Annotated in this window: 14 protein-coding genes and 4 tRNA genes; 9 read left to right on the top strand and 9 right to left on the bottom strand. The window is 70.4% G+C overall.

Annotation, left to right across the window (positions count from 1 at the left end; translation table 11 throughout):
- The first annotated feature begins 34 nt into the window (after positions 1-34).
- The 7 genes from AB0K80_RS14260 to purM all read left to right on the top strand — a co-directional run bounded on the left by AB0K80_RS14260 (position 35) and on the right by purM (position 7,018).
- Complete coding sequence (locus AB0K80_RS14260; protein WP_365669245.1) at positions 35-535, top strand: helix-turn-helix domain-containing protein; 501 nt, start codon at positions 35-37, stop codon at positions 533-535.
- Positions 536-567: 32 nt separating this feature from the next.
- The gene (locus tag AB0K80_RS14255; RefSeq protein WP_365669243.1) at positions 568-1,401 is read left to right on the top strand and encodes a M23 family metallopeptidase; all 834 of its coding nucleotides are present in this window, start codon (positions 568-570) and stop codon (positions 1,399-1,401) included.
- Between the two features lie 53 nt (positions 1,402-1,454).
- The gene (locus AB0K80_RS14250) at positions 1,455-2,687 is read left to right on the top strand and encodes a hypothetical protein (protein ID WP_365669240.1); all 1,233 of its coding nucleotides are present in this window, start codon (positions 1,455-1,457) and stop codon (positions 2,685-2,687) included.
- Positions 2,688-2,696: 9 nt separating this feature from the next.
- Complete coding sequence (locus AB0K80_RS14245) at positions 2,697-3,494, top strand: sterol carrier family protein (protein ID WP_365669238.1); 798 nt, start codon at positions 2,697-2,699, stop codon at positions 3,492-3,494.
- A gap of 39 nt (positions 3,495-3,533) precedes the next feature.
- Complete coding sequence (locus tag AB0K80_RS14240; protein WP_365669236.1) at positions 3,534-4,313, top strand: META domain-containing protein; 780 nt, start codon at positions 3,534-3,536, stop codon at positions 4,311-4,313.
- Between the two features lie 62 nt (positions 4,314-4,375).
- Positions 4,376-5,905, top strand: a complete 1,530-nt coding sequence (gene purF, locus AB0K80_RS14235) for an amidophosphoribosyltransferase (RefSeq protein WP_365669235.1) — start codon at positions 4,376-4,378, stop codon at positions 5,903-5,905.
- Positions 5,906-5,950: 45 nt separating this feature from the next.
- Positions 5,951-7,018, top strand: a complete 1,068-nt coding sequence (purM, locus tag AB0K80_RS14230; protein WP_365669233.1) for a phosphoribosylformylglycinamidine cyclo-ligase — start codon at positions 5,951-5,953, stop codon at positions 7,016-7,018.
- Positions 7,019-7,086: 68 nt separating this feature from the next.
- On the opposite strand, the gene AB0K80_RS14225 is transcribed toward purM, so the two are convergent.
- A complete protein-coding gene (locus AB0K80_RS14225) occupies positions 7,087-7,335 on the bottom strand; it encodes a DUF3073 domain-containing protein (RefSeq protein ID WP_365669231.1) in 249 nt (82 codons plus the stop codon).
- A gap of 300 nt (positions 7,336-7,635) precedes the next feature.
- Complete coding sequence (locus AB0K80_RS14220) at positions 7,636-8,742, bottom strand: Glu/Leu/Phe/Val dehydrogenase dimerization domain-containing protein (RefSeq protein WP_365669229.1); 1,107 nt, start codon at positions 8,740-8,742, stop codon at positions 7,636-7,638.
- Between the two features lie 222 nt (positions 8,743-8,964).
- On the opposite strand from AB0K80_RS14220, the gene AB0K80_RS14215 reads away from it, so the two are divergent.
- Together AB0K80_RS14215 and bldC are read left to right on the top strand one after the other, a co-directional pair.
- Complete coding sequence (locus tag AB0K80_RS14215) at positions 8,965-9,807, top strand: hypothetical protein (RefSeq protein ID WP_365669227.1); 843 nt, start codon at positions 8,965-8,967, stop codon at positions 9,805-9,807.
- Positions 9,808-10,366: 559 nt separating this feature from the next.
- Positions 10,367-10,573 (top strand): developmental transcriptional regulator BldC, encoded by a 207-nt coding sequence (gene bldC, locus AB0K80_RS14210; protein WP_003949541.1) that lies wholly within the window; start codon positions 10,367-10,369, stop codon positions 10,571-10,573.
- A gap of 428 nt (positions 10,574-11,001) precedes the next feature.
- On the opposite strand, the gene AB0K80_RS14205 is transcribed toward bldC, so the two are convergent.
- From AB0K80_RS14205 to AB0K80_RS14175, 7 genes are all read right to left on the bottom strand, one after another.
- Positions 11,002-11,205 carry a DUF6274 family protein gene (locus AB0K80_RS14205; protein WP_365669225.1) on the bottom strand — a complete coding sequence of 68 codons (204 nt, stop codon included), beginning with the start codon at positions 11,203-11,205 and terminating at the stop codon, positions 11,002-11,004.
- Between the two features lie 130 nt (positions 11,206-11,335).
- A tRNA-Asp gene (locus tag AB0K80_RS14200) sits at positions 11,336-11,410 on the bottom strand.
- Positions 11,411-11,502: 92 nt separating this feature from the next.
- Entirely contained in the window at positions 11,503-15,459 is a 3,957-nt protein-coding gene (hrpA, locus tag AB0K80_RS14195; RefSeq protein WP_365669224.1) for an ATP-dependent RNA helicase HrpA, read from the bottom strand.
- Positions 15,460-15,583: 124 nt separating this feature from the next.
- Positions 15,584-15,657: transfer RNA gene (locus tag AB0K80_RS14190), tRNA-Phe, on the bottom strand.
- Positions 15,658-15,681: 24 nt separating this feature from the next.
- Positions 15,682-15,756 (bottom strand) — tRNA-Asp (locus AB0K80_RS14185).
- A 59-nt stretch (positions 15,757-15,815) separates the two neighbouring features.
- Positions 15,816-15,888: transfer RNA gene (locus AB0K80_RS14180), tRNA-Glu, on the bottom strand.
- 80 nt (positions 15,889-15,968) lie between these two features.
- Positions 15,969-17,543 carry a metallophosphoesterase gene (locus AB0K80_RS14175; RefSeq protein ID WP_365669222.1) on the bottom strand — a complete coding sequence of 525 codons (1,575 nt, stop codon included), beginning with the start codon at positions 17,541-17,543 and terminating at the stop codon, positions 15,969-15,971.
- Between the last annotated feature and the right edge of the window lie 105 nt (positions 17,544-17,648).

Genomic DNA, 17,648 nt, shown 5'->3' with positions numbered 1-17,648 from the left:
GCCAGAGATTACGTAGTTACGTAATCTCATACTCGTGGATCTGGAACAGCGCGTGGCCGACCTCGAGCGGCGGCTGGCGGCACTGGAAGAGGCGAGGCCGGCCGCGCCCGGCCCCGGCGAGGGCGACTTCTGGGCCCTGGAGGGCTTCAAGGAACGGCTGGCCGAGCTCGGGGCGGCCGACGGAGGCGTGCTGTTCACCGGTGCCGTACGGCTGCCCACGGGGGAGCAGTACGTGTGGCAGGCCGGGACGCTGACCGGGGACCTGCTGGACGACGACTGGCAGCCGGCCGCCGACGCCTTCGCCGCGCTCGGCCACCCCGTGCGACTGCGGCTGCTCCGCGAGATCCTCGGCGGCCGGCGCACCGCCGCCGAACTCGCCGAGCTGGACGAGATCGGCACGACCGGCCAGATCTACCACCACCTGCGCCAGCTGACCGGCGCGGGCTGGCTGCACACCACCGGCCGCGGACGCTACGAGGTCCCGCCCGGCCGCGTGGTGCCGCTGCTCGTCGTACTGTCCGCGGCCCGGCCCTGACCAGGCCGGAGCCGGCACCCAGAGGGGGAACGATGTCGTTGCGCAAACGGGCCGCACTCACCTACCGAGGGCTGATCCTCACCTTCTTCGCCCTGGTGGCGGCCCACACCGGGCTGGACCTCGGCTACCCGTGGTGGTGGAACTTCCTGCCGCTGGCCCTGGCCCTCGCCCTCGTCTTCGTGGCCAACCGGTGGGGCGGCGCACCGGACGCCCCGGGCGTGGTCCGGGAGCCCGTCGAGGTCGCCCCGCCCGTCACCGGCCGCTGGACCGCGCTCAACAGCCCGGCCGACCGCACCCCCAGCCACGGCACGCACGCCTACGGCCAGACCTTCGCCATCGACATCGTCGCCGAGCCGGAGCCGGGGGCCCGCCCCGCGTTCCGCCTGCTGTGGCCGCTCGCCCGCCGCAACAGCGCCTTCCCCGCCTTCGGCGCCCCGCTCCACGCCGTCGCCGACGGCACGGTCGTGCGGGCCACCGACCGGCAGCGCGACCACCTGAGCCGTACCTCGCTGCCCGCGCTGCTGTACCTGATGTTCCTGGAGGCGACCGTGCGCGACCTGTCCGGCGCCCGGCGGATCATCGGCAACCACGTCGTCCTCGACCTCGGCGACGGCACGTACGCCCTCTACGCCCACCTGCGGCGCGGCTCCCTCACCGTCCGCGAGGGCGACCGCGTACGCGCCGGGCAGCTCCTCGCCCGCTGCGGCAACTCGGGCAACTCCACCGAGCCGCACCTGCACTTCCAGCTGATGGACGGCCCCGACCCGGACACCGCCCGGGGCGTGCCCTTCCGCTGGCGGGGCCTTGGCGTACCCCGGAACAACGAGGTGTTCGAGGTGCCGTCAGCGAAGACAACCGTCGTGTGACACCACCCCGCTGGTAGCCTCTGCGGGCCGTTGAGGGGAGCGAGCGGGGGGCCATGAGGATCCCGGAGGGTGTGCGCAAGGGCGTCAACGTCCTGCTGTGCCTGGTGGCCGTGGTGGGGGCCGGCTGGAGCGGACACGAGATCTGGCAGGTCGTCGACGCGCGCCGGCAGATAGACGAGGCCTGCGCGGGACTCGTCCCGGCGGGCCGGGTGCTCGCGCTCTCCCCGGCGGGCGGCACCATCACCCACCGCTCTGCCGAGGAAGGCATGACCGATCTCGGAGACGGGCTGCCCCAGGACTGCGAGTTGTTCAGCACCGAGGCGGGCGAGAAAACCGGCACGAAAACCGGGGCGCGCTTGTTCTTCACGGGCACGGTGGGCGTCCTGCCGGCGGACCGCCCCCAGGTCGCCGACGGCCCGCTGGAGGATCTCGTCGACCCCTTCGGCAACCCCACCCATCCGCCCCAGCCGCTCGGCGGCGGCATCGCGGGTCTCGTCACCGACTCCGGGGTCGTCGTCGAGCTTCCATGCGCCGAGGGCGAGGTGAACGGGCGGCCGGTGAAGGCACTGCGGGCGCGCGCCGAACTGATGACCGGGCCGCCGTTCACCGTGAACGGCCAGGTCGGCGCCCATGACCGAGATGTCCTCGCCGAGACTGCCGTGATCACCGCGAACAATCTCGCGGACCGGCTGGGCTGCGCCGACCGGCTGCCCGACCCGCCGCAGGACATCCCCGCCCTGCCCGAGGGCCCTGTCCCGGCCTCCCGCGCCGAGGGCACCTGCTCCTGGTACCGCGAGGCCGGCTTCGCCCGTGACAGCCGGTACCCGGACCAGGTCCTCGAGAGCCGCACGGACGACCGGCTCTGGGACGAGCGGTGCGGCCTGGTGCTCGGTGACGGTCGCGCGGCCGATCTGTACCTGGCCGAGGCCGACGAGCACCGCAGCCTCACCGAGCCGCAGCTCCCGGGACAATGGTTCGTCTCCCTCCACACGTACTCAGGCGAGGACGCGAAGAACGTCCTGCTCACCAGCACCGGCAGCGACGAGGCCCCGGAACCCGCCGAACCCGGCGGGGCCGGCCGCAGCAGCGAGGACCCGATCTGGTGGGCGTCGTCCGTCTGCGCCGGCCGGCCGCAGATCCACACCATGACCCTCGCCCTCGGGTACGCCACGGTGATGGCGTCCGAGACGGAGAAGGTCTTCCGCGCCTACGTCACCGACGTCACCGAGCGCCGTCACTGCACGGACCTCGTCTTCCCGAAGCACTCCGACTTCCGCGCCGCATAGGCTCCCCCCATGCCCCCGGCCAAGAAGCGCACCCGCAGCTACGACCCCGCCAAGATCCGCGCCGCCGTCCTGGCCCAGTTCGGGAACGTCCGGGCAGCCGTCGCGACCCTCACTGACGACCAGCTCGGCCTGCCCACCCGGCTGGGCGACTGGACGGTCCGGGAGCTGGCCGCGCACGTGACCATGGCGGTGGAGACCGTCAGCCGCAACCTCGAGCGGGAGGAACCCGCCAAGGCGGAGCTCGCGCTCCTCGACTGGCCCTTCGCCACCGCCGCCCGGGCCGCCGGCATCGCCGACGGCACCCGAGCCCTGGCCGCCGACCACCCCGACCTGGACGCCCTCTACGCCCGTACCGGGGAACGGCTCAGCCAGAAGCTGGCCGACGCGCCCGGCACCCGTCTCCTCGCGGCCCGGACGGGCGCCATGACCCTCGCCGACTACCTGGTCACCCGCACCGTCGAGCTCGTCGTCCACACCGACGACCTCAACGCCGCCGTCCCGGGCCTGGCCATCCCCTACGACCGTCAGGCCCTGGCCGCCTGCACCCGGCTGCTCGCCGACGCCCTGGCCGCCAGGGCGCCCGGCGGCTCCACGGAGGTGCGGATCCCGCCGTACGCCGTCGTGCAGTGCGTCGAGGGGCCCCGGCACACCCGCGGCACCCCGCCCAACGTGGTCGAGACCGACCCGCTGACCTGGATCCGGCTGGCGACCGGGCGGCTGGCCTGGCAGGACGCCGTCCAGCAGGCGAAGGTCAGCGCGAGCGGGGAGCGGGCGGACCTGGCACCGTACCTGCCCCTGCTGGCCTGACCACGGGAACCGGTCCCTCCGGGTCCCCGTCGAAGGGGCATGGACAGGCAGAAGCAGCGCATGACCCTGACGGCCGTGGCCCTCCTCGCGCCGTTCCTGGCGGCCTGTGGCAGCGAACAGGCGGGCGGCGGCAGCTCCTCCTCCGTGGCCGGCTGGCCGCCCGTGACCGGCGTGCTGTGGAGCGTCGACAGCGTAATGGCCGACGGCACGACCCACCGTGCCCCCGCCGACGCGCACGTGACGTTCGGCAAGAGCGGCCGGGCCGAGGGCAGCTACGGCTGCAACCACTTCAGCGCCCGGGCCGCCGTCGACGGCGACCGGATCCGGCTCAGCGACACCATGTCCACCGAGATGGCCTGCGAGAAGCGGTCCATGACCTTCGAGAAGACCCTCGCCCGCGCCCTCGCCGACCGCGAGCTGACGGCCGAGGTGAACGGCGACCGCCTCACCCTCACCACCGCCGACGGCGACACCGTCCGCCTCACCAGGTCGAAGCAGGCCCCGCTGTACGGCACCCAGTGGACCGTCACGTCCCCCGACGGAACCGGCCGCGCCCACCTCACCTTCGACGGCACCAAGGACACCGTCTCCGGCCGGCTCGGCTGCAACCACGTCAACGCCGAGGCCACCGTCCGCGACGGCCATATCACCCTCGGCCGCCCGTCCGTGACCCGAATGATGTGCGAAGACTCACTCATGGACACCGAGAAGACGCTCCTGCGTCTCTTCGACGGCGAGCTGCGCTACGGAGTCGATCACCGAACCCTCACGCTGACCAGCGACAACGGCACCACGGTCCGGGCCGTCGCCGAGCAGTGATCCGGTAGGACCGCCGCATCCCCCATTCGGACCAGTGGTCGATCTCGCCTACACTCGGTTGCGTGCCACGTGGTGACGGACGACTCAACCACGACCTGCTCCCCGGTGAGAAGGGCCCCCAGGACGCCTGCGGCGTCTTCGGTGTCTGGGCTCCGGGCGAAGAGGTCGCCAAGCTCACGTACTTCGGGCTCTACGCCCTCCAGCATCGAGGCCAGGAATCCGCGGGTATCGCGGTCAGCAACGGCTCCCAGATCCTCGTCTTCAAGGACATGGGCCTGGTCTCCCAGGTCTTCGACGAAACCTCGCTCGGTTCCCTCCAGGGTCACATCGCGGTCGGTCACGCCCGCTACTCGACCACCGGCGCCTCCGTGTGGGAGAACGCCCAGCCGACGTTCCGCGCCACCGCGCACGGCTCCATCGCGCTCGGCCACAACGGCAACCTCGTCAACACCGCCCAGCTCGCCGAGATGGTCGCCGACCTGCCCAAGCAGGAGGGCGGCCGCAGCCCGCGCGTGGCGGCCACCAACGACACCGACCTGCTCACCGCGCTGCTCGCGGCCCAGGTCGACGAGGACGGCAAGCCGCTGACCATCGAGGAGGCCGCCCACAGCGTCCTCCCGCAGGTCAAGGGCGCCTTCTCGCTCGTCTTCATGGACGAGCACACCCTCTACGCGGCCCGCGACCCGCAGGGCATCCGCCCGCTGGTCCTCGGCCGCCTGGAGCGCGGCTGGGTCGTCGCCTCGGAGACCGCCGCCCTCGACATCACGGGCGCCAGCTTCGTCCGTGAGATCGAGCCGGGCGAGTTCGTCGCCATCGACGAGAACGGCCTGCGCACCTCCCGCTTCGCGGAAGCGAAGCCCAAGGGCTGTGTCTTCGAGTACGTGTACCTGGCCCGCCCGGACACCGACATCGCCGGCCGGAACGTGTACCTCTCCCGGGTGGAGATGGGCCGCCGCCTGGCCAAGGAGGCCCCGGTCGAGGCCGATCTGGTGATACCGACCCCGGAGTCCGGCACCCCGGCCGCCATCGGCTACGCGGAGGCCTCCGGCATCCCCTTCGGCGCCGGCCTGGTGAAGAACGCGTACGTGGGCCGTACGTTCATCCAGCCCTCGCAGACCATCCGGCAGCTCGGCATCCGCCTGAAGCTGAACCCGCTGAAGGAAGTCATCAAGGGCAAGCGCCTGGTCGTCGTGGACGACTCCATCGTGCGCGGCAACACCCAGCGCGCCCTGGTCCGCATGCTCCGCGAGGCGGGCGCCGCCGAGGTCCACATCCGGATCTCCTCGCCGCCGGTGAAGTGGCCCTGCTTCTTCGGCATCGACTTCGCCACCCGCGCCGAGCTCATCGCCAACGGCATGACCATCGACGAGATCGGCACCAGCCTGGGCGCCGACTCGCTCGCCTACATCTCCATCGACGGCATGATCGAGGCGACCACCATCGCCAAGCCGAACCTGTGCCGCGCCTGCTTCGACGGCGAGTACCCGATGGAGCTCCCCGACCCCGAACTGCTCGGCAAGCAGCTCCTGGAGACCGAGCTGGCCGCCGGTACGGCCGCCCCGGCCGCGGTCGACGCGATCCGCCGCCCGTAGCCGGCCCGCACTACCTGCCGTACGACACGAAGGTTCTCATTAGCCATGTCTGAGACAACTGGTGCCAGCTACGCAGCCGCGGGCGTGGACATCGAGGCGGGCGACCGCGCGGTCGAGCTGATGAAGGAGTGGGTGAAGAAGACGCAGCGCCCCGAGGTCCTCGGCGGCCTCGGCGGCTTCGCCGGCCTCTTCGACGCCTCCGCCCTGAAGAACTACGACCGGCCGCTGCTCGCGTCCGCCACCGACGGCGTCGGCACCAAGGTCGACATCGCCCGCCGGCTGGGCGTCTACGACACCATCGGCCACGACCTGGTCGCCATGGTCATGGACGACATCGTGGTGTGTGGCGCCGAGCCGCTGTTCATGACCGACTACATCTGCGTCGGCAAGGTCCACCCCGAGCGGGTCGCCGCGATCGTCAAGGGCATCGCGGAGGGCTGCGTGCTGGCCGGCTGCGCCCTGGTGGGCGGCGAGACGGCCGAACACCCGGGCCTGCTGGGCCCGGACGACTTCGACGTCGCCGGTGCCGGTACGGGCGTCGTGGAGGCCGACCGGGTGCTGGGCGCGGACCGTATCCGCACGGGAGACGCGGTGATCGCCATGGCGTCCTCCGGGCTTCACTCGAACGGGTACTCGCTCGTCCGGCACGTCCTGCTGAACCAGGCCGGTATGAGTCTCGACACACACGTCGACGACCTCGGCCGCACCCTCGGCGAGGAACTCCTCGAACCGACCAAGATCTACTCGCTCGACTGCCTGGCCCTGACGCGCACCACGGACGTGCACGCCTTCAGCCACATCACCGGCGGCGGCCTCGCGGCCAACCTCGCCCGGGTGATCCCGGCCACCCTGCACGCCGTGGTCGACCGCTCCACCTGGACCCCGGGCCCGGTCTTCGACCTCGTCGGCCGGACCGGCCCGGTCGAGCGCCTAGAGCTGGAGAAGACCCTCAACATGGGCGTCGGCATGATCGCGATCGTGCCGCAGGAGTCGGTGGACGTGGCCCTGGCGACCCTGGCCGACCGGAGCGTGGACGCCTGGGTGGCCGGTGAGATCACGGACCGCGGCGAGCACACCACCGGCGCCGCCCTGGTCGGCGACTACGCGCAGTAGGACCCGGAGGCAGCACAGAACCCGGTCGGTGACCGAGGTCACCGACCGGGTTGCTGCTCAGTGCAAGGTCAAGCGCCGCGACGCTGGTGAGAGGACTGGTCGTCCTCGTCCTCGTCGTCGTCCCCGTAGAGGTCGGCGTACTTTGCGTACAGGTCGTCGTCGTGCTCATCGTCCTCGAATCGGTCGCCGTTCGGCGACTGGTTCGACGTCGATGCGCCCAGCTCCTCGGCCAGGCGTGCGAGGTCAGTCCCACCGCTGTTGTACTTCAGCTGGCGGGCGACCTTCGTCTGCTTGGCCTTGGCCCGGCCGCGCCCCATGGCTCGACCCCCTCAACGACGGGGCTCGACGGCCCCAGAGTCTGACACGCGTTCATGGTCCGGAACGGACTCTCCGCGGAGAGGCCGGTCCGTAGGGCTTCCACGGTACCTGAGCCCGCGCCCATACGGTACGTCGCCCGCACGACGTGCCCGCGCCCAGGACCTTCGAGGCGCCCCGTCCTCGCTGGTCAACCGCGATTTTAACCACTTATCGGCGGCCGACCCGCCGGTGGAAGTGAGAGTTCTCTCCAACTGCCCACCGGCGGGTACCGGTCAAATCCGCCCGACAGCCCCTGCCGGTCAGCGCCCGCGGCGCGCCGCGGCGGCCTCGTGCATCCGCTGCTCGGCGATCCGGTCGGCCGCGGCAGCCGGCGGAACACCGTCATCCTTCGCACGTGCGAAGATTGCGAGCGTGGTGTCGAAGATCTTCGCCGCCTTCGCCTTGCACCGCTCGAAGTCGAAGCCGTGCAGCTCGTCGGCGACCTGGATGACGCCGCCGGCGTTCACCACGTAGTCCGGCGCGTAGAGGATCCCGCGGTCGGCGAGGTCCTTCTCCACGCCCGGGTGGGCGAGCTGGTTGTTGGCGGCACCGCACACCACCTTGGCGGTCAGCACCGGCACGGTGTCGTCGTTCAGCGCCCCGCCGAGCGCGCAGGGCGCGTAGATGTCGAGTCCCTCCACACGGATCAGCGCCTCCGTGTCCGCCACGGCCGTCACGCCCTCGGGGTGCCGCTCGAGGATGCGCCGTACGGCGTCCTCGCGCACGTCCGTGACGACGACCTCGGCGCCCTCCTCGCGCAGGTGGTCGACCAGGTGGTGGCCGACCTTGCCGACCCCGGCGATGCCGACCTTGCGGCCGCGCAGCGCCGGGTCGCCCCACAGGTGCTGGGCGGAGGCCCGCATGCCCTGGTAGACGCCGTAGGCGGTGAGGACGGAGGAGTCCCCGGCGCCGCCGTTCTCGGGGGAGCGGCCGGTCGTCCAGCGGCACTCGCGGGCGACGACGTCCATGTCGGCGACGTACGTACCGACGTCGCAGGCGGTGACGTACCGGCCGCCGAGGGAGGCGACGAACCGGCCGTAGGCGAGGAGCAGCTCCTCGCTCTTGATCTTCTCCGGGTCGCCGATGATCACGGCCTTACCGCCGCCGTGGCCGAGACCGGCCATGGCGTTCTTGTAGGACATCCCGCGCGCGAGGTTCAGCGCGTCGGCGACGGCCTCGGCCTCGGTGGCGTAGGGGTAGAAGCGCGTACCGCCGAGCGCGGGGCCCAGGGCGGTGGAGTGGATGGCGATGACGGCCTTCAGGCCGCTGGCGCGGTCCTGGCAGAGCACGACCTGCTCGTGCCCCCCTTGATCCGAGTGGAAGAGGGTGTGCAGTACGTCAGCAGGTGCGCCGGTTACGTCGGTCACTGTGGTGACTCCTGAGTAAATAGCGGCGGGTGAGACCAGCTCCCGTGCGGGTGGCGGGGGCTGCTGGCATGAGAGTAGAGCCTCGGGCGCCCGTCGGCCGCACAGTGCTCAGGATCACCTCCGACCGGAGTACGTCCGTGCGACGATTTGCATAGATTTCCCGCGCGTTTTGTGTCGGGGTTCCGCAGGTTTCCGTGACGGAGCGCGGGGGAGGGAGCAGGCGTGCCCAAGGTGTCCTCGGTGATCGTCCCCTACGCGGCCTACCTCCGCGTCTACGAACCGCTGGCCGCCTTCCCGGAGCCGGAGCGCAGCCACTGGGCGCGCTACGCCCGCCGCCCCGACCGCCCCTCGTACCAGGACGAACTGCGCCGCGCGCTGGCCGACTTGGTGCCGACCCCGCCGGTTCCGGTGCCGGTGCACGAGAGCGAGGACGCCTTCGTCCTCGACATGGACGGGGTGCTGTGCGTCTGTCCGTGGCGGACCCGGCTGCGCGGCTGGCAGGCCCTGTCCGAGCTCGCCGAGGAGCTCCCGCCGCCGGTCCTGGACGCGGTCCTGCCGCCGGTCCTGCGCCGCCAGACCGCCCAGGACTACGAGCGCTGGCTGGCCGACAACCCGGACGCCCGGCCGTGGATCCGCACGGCCACCTGGCAGGTGCCGATCAACTGGTTCGTGCTGGTCTCCGACGACGAGCGCGAGTACGCCAAGGGCTCCGCCGACGAGGCGCCGGTGCTGCGCTACCGCACCCCGATGGTGCAGGCCAGGCGGCGGGTCGCCCGGGGCCTGCGCGCCCTGCGGGAGGCGATGGACGAGGGGCCGCTGATCGACGGCCTGGTGGACGTCGGCCGGTGGCTGGAGGAGTTCCACCCGCGCTCGTACGTCGAGCTGGACTACGGCGGCCTGGTGCACGCCCTGCCGGCCGGCGCCCTGGAGGACGACCACTCGGCGGCGGACGTGGCCGAGGGCATCGCGGCCCTGCGGCGCGGCGACGGAGCCCGGGCGGGGGAGGCCTACGGGCGGCTGGTGGAGCGCTGGCGGTCGGTGCGGGACCTGCGGTCGGCGAACTGAACCGGAGCAGACCGCCCCGCCGGTTTATAACGAACTGACGTTTGACGTGGCGCCCGTTTTGGGGTTTCGTCCTCGCACCGAGGTTCCTGAGGTGGCGTCAACAAGGGACGTAGGTCCCGTTCCGGGCGTATGTGTCAACCGTCTCATGCGTGACGGACTGCACTTACAAGGCCCTTGCGTCCCTTGCCCTCCCTCGTGCCAAAATAGGACAAGGAGTCCGGGGAGGGCTCCTTCCGTCCCGCTGTGGGCGGATTCTCTCGACATTGCACGCTTTGGGGGGTTTTGGTGACTCCAGAGAACCACTGTGACTGATCGTCACAGTGGCGTGACTGTCCGCTATGGCATGGTCCATCGGCTTCCGTCGCTGATGGACACCTGGAGGGCAATTCCATCGGTTTGGCCGTGGCGGCTGGACAGATGGTGTAGTTGTAGTGCCGAGGACAAGCCGTTCGTCCTATAACCGACTCGACTCGCGTCCGCCATTTCGGGCAACGCGGGTCAAGGTGCAGAATTTAGAGGAAAGAACCGAGAAGGTTCGGTTCTCCCGAGGAGGCCGCTCATGACCGCTCGCACCCCTGATGCCGAGCCGCTGCTGACCCCGGCTGAGGTCGCCACCATGTTCCGTGTGGACCCGAAGACGGTCACGCGGTGGGCGAAGGCCGGCAAGCTCACGTCGATCCGCACGCTCGGCGGGCACCGCCGCTACCGCGAGGCCGAGGTGCGCGCTCTGCTCGCGGGCATCCCGCAGCAGCGCAGCGAGGCCTGAACAACCGAATAACCGGACCGACCGGTTGGTCCCCCAACTGGCCGTGACGTCCGGAACGACAGCTCCAAGCGACGCGGGACCTGCCCCAACAGGCCCCACGCCCAAGCCGACAGAGCTTTCAGGCACGTAAGCAGGGTGCGTCGTCAGATCGCGCTGGACTCCGCCGGGTCCAGCGCGATCTTCTTTGTGCGCCGGCTGCGGGCGGGGGAGCGGGGCTGTGGGCGTCCTTGTAGGTCTCTGGGGAGGGGTGGGGGATCCGCTGTGGGAGACCGCTCGGGACTGGTGCAATTGCACATATTAAATTGACCCGTTGTAGGAGAGCCGTAAGTACCGCGCTTTCCCCAACTCATGCGGTGACACCTGTCACATGCCAGAGGTCTTGTTGTCTCTGACGCAGCTGAGTTAAAGGAGTGTCACGCGGCGCGCATTCACGCGGGGGCCGCGCTCTCGTCCTCGACGGTTTCCTCGCGGAGCTCCGTGGGGCGCTCGGCGGGGCCTGGGGCGGAGGCCATCGCGAGCCGCAGCAGGTGGCGGCAGATCGGACAGTGACGGGTGAGATGCCCGTACGACGACGCGGCCGCCAGGTGCGCGCGGAGCAGCGCCCGGGTCTCGTGCCTAGCCGATGCCGCCATACGCCACCTCCAGCGAGCCCGTACCGGGAACGGGCCCTGGTTCTGGGGTACCGAGCGAATGTGACGCCGTCAAGACGGCCGGGCGGCACGCGAAAGAGCCCGGATCCGAGGATCCGGGCTCTTTGTTCTGCGGTCCTGACGGGATTTGAACCCGCGGCCTCCACCTTGACAGGGTGGCGAGCACTCCAAACTGCTCCACAGGACCAGGTTTCGCGGCGACTGTTGTTCTTGCGCTGCGAGAAGGACTGTACAGGAGGGTGAGCCTCCTGGTCGAACTCACCCTCCGTGTTCAGGGCGTCACGGCGCCAGCGCGTCGATCGCCTTCACGATCCGCTTGTCGGAGACGGGGTACGCCGTGCCCAGCGCGTGGGCGAAGTAGCTGACCCGGAGCTCCTCGATCATCCAGCGGATGTCCAGGACCTGCTGGGGGACGGGCCGCCCCTGCGGCATCTGTTCCAGCAGCCAGGCGTACTCGTCCTGCATCTCGTGGACCTTCTCCATGCGGGTGGTGTCCCGCTGGACGTTGGCCGGCATCTGCTGCAGGCGCCGGTCGGCGGCGATCAGATAGCGCATCAGGTCCGGCAGGCGCCGCAGCCCCGCCTCCGTCACGAAGCCGGGCCTCACCAGCCCGTCCAGCTGCTTGCGGACGTCCTGGAGGTTCGGCAGCAGCGCGGGGCTGCGTACGGCCTTCAGACGGCGCTCACAGGCCTGCCAGGCGGCGAGCACCTGCTGTACCTGGCCCACGGCGCGGACGGTCGTGTCGACGATCTCGGCTCGCACCTTGTCGTACAGCTTCCGGTACGACTCCTCGTCCCACGCCGGGCCGCCGAAGTCGGCCATCAGCTTGTCGGCCGCGGCCATCGCGCAGTCGTCGAACAGCGCCTGGACGGAACCGTGCGGATTCGCCGACAGAGCGAGCTTCTGAGCGTTGGTCAGCTTCTCGGATGCGAACTTCGCAGGGTTCACCGGGATGGTGCGCAGGATGAGCCGGCGCGTGCCCTTCCACATCGCCTCCGCCTGCTCGGCCTCGGTGTCGAAGAGGCGTACGGAGACCGTGTCGCCGTCGTCGACCAGGGCCGGGTAGGCCTTCACCGGCTGCCCGGCCCGGCGTGTCTCGAAGACGCGGGTGAGCGTGCCGATGGTCCAGTCGGTCAGGCCCTTGCGCTCCAGGGACTCGCCGCCCTCGCGGGAGGCGGTGGCCGCCGCGGCCTGCGAGAGGGCCTTGCGGGCCTTCGGCTTCAGCTTCAGCTTCAGCGACTCGAGGTCCTTGTCCTCGGCGAGCTTGCGGCGCCGCTCGTCGACGATCCGGAAGGTGATCTTCAGGTGGTCGGGGACCTTGGACCAGTCGAAGTCGTCGGCCTCGAAGGGCACGCCGACCATGCGCTTCAGCTCGCGGGCCATGGTGACCGTGAGCGGCTCCTGCAGGGGCACCGCCCGCTCCAGGAACGCCTTGGCGTAGTTCGGCGCCGGGACGTAGTTGCGGCGGATCGGCTTCGGCAGGGAACGGATCAGCTCGGTGACCAGTTCCTCGCGCAGGCCCGGGATCTGCCAGTCGAACCCCTCGGGCGTGACCTGGTTGAGGACCTGCAGCGGGATGTGCACGGTCACGCCGTCGGCGTCCGCGCCCGGCTCGAACTGGTACGTCACACGGAACTTGAGGTTCCCCTGGCGCCAGGAGTCGGGGTAGTCGGCCTTGGTGACCGCGCCGGCCTTCTCGTTGACGAGCATCTCGCGCTCGAAGTCGAGGAAGTCGGGCTGCTCCTGCCGCTTGCGCTTCCACCAGGAGTCGAAGTGGGCGCCGGAGACGACGTGCTCGGGGATGCGCTGGTCGTAGAAGTCGAACAGCGTCTCGTCGTCGACGACGATGTCCCGGCGCCGCGCCCGGTGCTCCAGCTCCTCGACCTCGCTCAGCAGCCGGCGGTTGTCGGCGAAGAACTTGTGGTGGGTGCGCCAGTCGCCCTCGACGAGGGCGTTGCGGATGAACAGCTCGCGGCTGACCTCCGGGTCGATCCGGCCGTAGTTGACCTTCCGCTGGGCGACGATGGGGACGCCGTACAGCGTGACCTTCTCGTACGCCATCACCGCTGCCTGGTCCTTCTCCCAGTGCGGTTCGCTGTAGGTGCGCTTGACGAGGTGCTGGGCGAGCGGCTCGACCCACTCGGGCTCGATCTTCGCGTTGACGCGGGCCCAGAGCCGGGAGGTCTCGACGAGTTCGGCCGACATCACGAAGCGGGGCTGCTTCCTGAACAGTGCCGAGCCGGGGAAGATCGCGAACTTGGCGTTGCGGGCGCCCAGGTACTCGTTCTTGTTGCCGTCCTTCACGTCCTTCATCCCGATGTGGGAGAGGAGGCCGGCGAGGAGGGAGACGTGGATACGGTCGGCCGGGGCGTCCGTGCCCGCCGCGGGCTCCTGAAGGTGCATGCCCATCTGCTTGGCGACCGTGCGCAGCTGGGTGTAGATGTCCTGCCATTCGCGGATGCGCAGGAAGTTGAGGTACTCCTGCTTGCACATCCGGCGGAAGGACGACGAGCCGCGCTCCTTCTGCTGCTCGCGGATGTAGCGCCAGAGGTTGAGGTAGGCGAGGAAGTCGCTCGTCTCGTCCTTGAAGCGGGCGTGCTGCTGGTCGGCCTGGGCCTGTTTGTCGGCCGGGCGCTCACGCGGGTCCTGGATGGACAGCGCGGCGGCGATCACCATCACCTCGCGGACACAGCCGTTGCGGTCGGCTTCCAGCACCATCCGGGCCAGGCGCGGGTCGACGGGCAGCTGGGCGAGCTTGCGGCCGGTCTCGGTGAGCCGCTTGCGCGGGTCCTTCTGGGCGGGGTCGAGGGCGCCGAGCTCCTGCAGGAGCTGGACGCCGTCGCGGATGTTGCGGTGGTCCGGCGGGTCGATGAACGGGAACTTCTCGATGTCGCCGAGGCCGGCCGCGGTCATCTGCAGGATGACCGAGGCGAGGTTCGTCCGCAGGATCTCGGCATCCGTGAACTCCGGCCGGGCGTTGAAGTCCTCCTCGCTGTACAGCCGGATACAGATGCCGTCGCTCGTACGGCCGCAGCGGCCCTTGCGCTGGTTGGCGCTGGCCTGCGAGATCGGCTCGATGGGCAGCCGCTGGACCTTGGTGCGGTGGCTGTAGCGGGAGATCCGGGCGAAGCCGGGGTCGATGACGTACTTGATGCCCGGCACGGTCAGGGACGTCTCGGCCACGTTGGTGGCGAGCACGATCCTGCGCCCGGTGTGCGGCTGGAAGACGCGGTGCTGCTCGGCGTGCGAGAGCCGGGCGTAGAGCGGGAGGACCTCGGTGAACCGGTAGTTCTTCTTCGTCAGCGCGTCGGCGGTGTCCCGGATCTCCCGCTCACCGGAGAGGAAGACGAGGATGTCGCCGGGCCCCTCGGCCATCAGCTCCTCGACGGCGTCAGTGATCGCGGTGATCTGGTCGCGGTCGGCGTCGTCGCCGTCCTCTTCGAGGAGGGGCCGGTAGCGGACCTCGACGGGGTAGGTACGGCCGCTGACCTCGATGATCGGTGCGTCGCCGAAGTGCCGGGAGAACCGCTCGGGGTCGATGGTCGCCGAGGTGATGACGACCTTCAGGTCGGGCCGCTTCGGCAGCAGTTGCTTCAGGTAGCCGAGCAGGAAGTCGATGTTGAGGGACCGCTCGTGGGCCTCGTCGATGATGATCGTGTCGTAGGCGCGCAGCTCGCGGTCGGTCTGGATCTCGGCGAGCAGGATGCCGTCGGTCATCAGCTTGATGAAGGTGGCGTCCGGGTTCACCTGGTCGGTGAACCGCACCTTCCAGCCGACGGCCTCGCCCAGCGGCGTGCTCAGCTCCTCCGCCACGCGCTCGGCGACGGTACGGGCGGCGATCCGGCGCGGCTGGGTGTGCCCGATCATGCCGCGTACGCCGCGTCCGAGCTCCAGGCAGATCTTGGGGATCTGGGTCGTCTTGCCGGACCCCGTCTCACCCGCGACGATCACGACCTGGTGGTCGCGGATCGCCTTGGCGATCGCGTCCTTCTTCTGGCTGACGGGCAGCTGCTCGGGGTAGGTGATCTCGGGCAGCCGGGCGCGCCGCGCGGCGACCCGCTCCTCGGCCTTGGCGACCTCGGCCTCGATCTCGGCGAGGACGGCGGCCCGGGCCTCCGGCTTACGGATCTTGCGCGCGCCTTCGAGCCTGCGCCCGAGCCGGTGCGCGTCGCGCAGCGACAGCTCGGTCAGGCGGGGGGCGAGGGTGCCGAGGGCGGGAGCGGGGTGCGTAGACATACGGGATCCAGGATCTCATCCTCGGGAAATTCGTGGCTAACGCTTTTGCCCGGCAGCCCGGCAGCGACCAGAGGGAGGGCCACGCAAAACACCCCCGTCGAGATCCTCGACGGGGGTGTTGTTGTGGCTGGGGCCGGGGTCGAACCGGCGACCTTCCGCTTTTCAGGCGGACGCTCGTACCAACTGAGCTACCCAGCCACGAGGTTTCACGTGAAACCTCAGCGGTCCTGACGGGATTTGAACCCGCGGCCTCCACCTTGACAGGGTGGCGAGCACTCCAAACTGCTCCACAGGACCAGGTGTATCTGTGCTTGTCTTCGACTGACGCCTAGGACAGTGTCGCACAGGGTGGTGCGTGCCCCCAACGGGATTCGAACCCGTGCTACCGCCTTGAAAGGGCGGCGTCCTAGGCCGCTAGACGATGAGGGCTATCGGCCCGCCTGGGCGCTTCTCAGCGCGTCGGGGACGTGAGAAGCATATGGGATGGCGGGAGGGATCGCCAAAACGGTTTACGGCGCCCCCGTCGGAGAGCCGGTCGGGCTGCCCGACGGCGGGGTCGCCGAGGGGGTCGGCGGCGCTGTGGCCCCGCCCGGCTGGTTCTCGTCGGCCAGGTGGCGGCTGACCTCGGCGGTCGTCAGGCCCAGGCCGCCCAGTTCGATGGCGTCCCAGGCCTGGAGGCGGCGGGTGTCGCGGTCGAAGTAGAGGATCGACGCCTCGATCGGGTCGGGGTACTTGCCCTCCACCGCGCGCAGGCCGCTGCCGCCGGTGGAGCCCTCGACGCGCAGCAGCGTGCCGTACTTCATGACCTCCGTCACCTCGTGGTGGAGGTGGCCGGCCAGGACCAGCGGCACCTGCCCGTCGACCTGCCGGGCCGCCGACGGCTCGTGGGCGATGGCCACGTCGACCGGGGTGCCGGCGGCCCGCTGGTCGCGCAGGGCCGAGGCCAGGCGCGCGCCGGCCAGCTCCTGCGACTGCTCGGCACCGGCGCTCTTGGAGCGGTCGGGGGTGAACTGCGGGTCGCCGATGCCGCCGAAGCGCAGGCCGTCGATGGTCGTGGCCCGGCCGTTGTCCAGGACGTGCACGTTCTTCAGGCCCTGCATATAGCGCTGGGTGATCGTCGAGTCGTGGTTGCCGCGCACCCAGACGTACGGGGCGCCCAGGTCCTCGATGGGGTCGAGGAAGCCGTTCTCGGCGGCGGTGCCGTGGTCCATCGTGTCGCCGGAGTCGACGATCACATCCACCTTGTACTGCTCCACCAGCGAGGCGATGATCTTCCAGCTCGCCGGGTTCAGGTGGATGTCCGACACGTGCAGGACCCGGATCGTGGACGGGTCCGGCTGGTAGGCGGGGAGCGTGGACGTGGCGTCGTACAGCTTCGTCACGTTCGTCACCAGGCGTGCCAGCTCCTTCTGGTAGACGTCGAACTCGGTGACGATGCTGCGCGCGTTGCCGACCAGGGAGGGCGCCGAGGACAGCAGTCCGGAGAACTTCGGCTCCAGCACCGAGTCGGGGCGCCAGGTGGCGTACGCCGTACCGCCCGACGCGGCCAGCAGGGCAAGGGCGAGGCCGCCGGCGGCCAGGGCGCGGCGCGGGCGGCGGTAGACCACCAGGCCCAGGGCGGTGGCGCCCGAGACGACGGCGACGCAGGAGCGTACGGCCAGGTCGAGCGTGCCGCGGCCGACGTCCTCGGTGATCTCGTCCTGAAGACCCGAGAGGCGCTCCGGATGGTCCACGAGGGCCTGGGCGCGGGCCGGGTCGAGCTGGTCGACGTTGACGTCCAGGCGGACGGGGGCGATGTGACTGTCCAGGCGCAGCGCCCCGAGGGGCGAGACGTTGATCTTCGTGCCGCCCGTGAAGGAGGGGCGCAGGGTCATGGTGGTGTCCATGGGCCCCACCGGCACCCGTACGTTGCCCACGATCAGCAGGCCCAGCCAGGCGCCGAGCAGCACGACGGCGACGAGCCCGGCGGCCCGCACCCACGGGTGGGGCTGCGGGACGAGCTCGATGGTCGTGGGTGCTTGGCGGGAGCGGTAGCGGCGGGCGAGGGCGCGCGGGACCCTACGGAGGGGGTTCGGGACGCTCATGACCTTCGGGACTGCGGCGGGGACGCGGGCACATTGATCCCGTATGCCCAAGTCCGCGCCCGGATATGCGAACCGTCCGTCGGCTCTCGTACGGCTGTGTCGTAC

Source organism: Streptomyces sp. NPDC052682 (assembly GCF_040678435.1).
In the GTDB taxonomy this organism is placed as follows: Bacteria; Actinomycetota; Actinomycetes; order Streptomycetales; family Streptomycetaceae; genus Streptomyces.
This window is presented reverse-complemented; position numbering and strand designations above follow the sequence as displayed.

Excerpts from the sequence above, each read along its gene's own strand:
- AB0K80_RS14240 (WP_365669236.1), top strand. The coding sequence starts at position 3,534 with ATGGACAGGCAGAAGCAGCGCATGACCCTGACGGCCGTGGCCCTCCTC.
- bldC (WP_003949541.1), top strand. The coding sequence starts at position 10,367 with ATGACCGCTCGCACCCCTGATGCCGAGCCGCTGCTGACCCCGGCTGAG.
- AB0K80_RS14255 (WP_365669243.1), top strand. The coding sequence starts at position 568 with ATGTCGTTGCGCAAACGGGCCGCACTCACCTACCGAGGGCTGATCCTC.
- AB0K80_RS14205 (WP_365669225.1), bottom strand. The coding sequence starts at position 11,205 with ATGGCGGCATCGGCTAGGCACGAGACCCGGGCGCTGCTCCGCGCGCAC.
- AB0K80_RS14175 (WP_365669222.1), bottom strand. The coding sequence starts at position 17,543 with ATGAGCGTCCCGAACCCCCTCCGTAGGGTCCCGCGCGCCCTCGCCCGC.
- AB0K80_RS14250 (WP_365669240.1), top strand. The coding sequence starts at position 1,455 with ATGAGGATCCCGGAGGGTGTGCGCAAGGGCGTCAACGTCCTGCTGTGC.
- hrpA (WP_365669224.1), bottom strand. The coding sequence starts at position 15,459 with ATGTCTACGCACCCCGCTCCCGCCCTCGGCACCCTCGCCCCCCGCCTG.
- AB0K80_RS14225 (WP_365669231.1), bottom strand. The coding sequence starts at position 7,335 with ATGGGGCGCGGCCGGGCCAAGGCCAAGCAGACGAAGGTCGCCCGCCAG.
- purM (WP_365669233.1), top strand. The coding sequence starts at position 5,951 with ATGTCTGAGACAACTGGTGCCAGCTACGCAGCCGCGGGCGTGGACATC.
- AB0K80_RS14245 (WP_365669238.1), top strand. The coding sequence starts at position 2,697 with ATGCCCCCGGCCAAGAAGCGCACCCGCAGCTACGACCCCGCCAAGATC.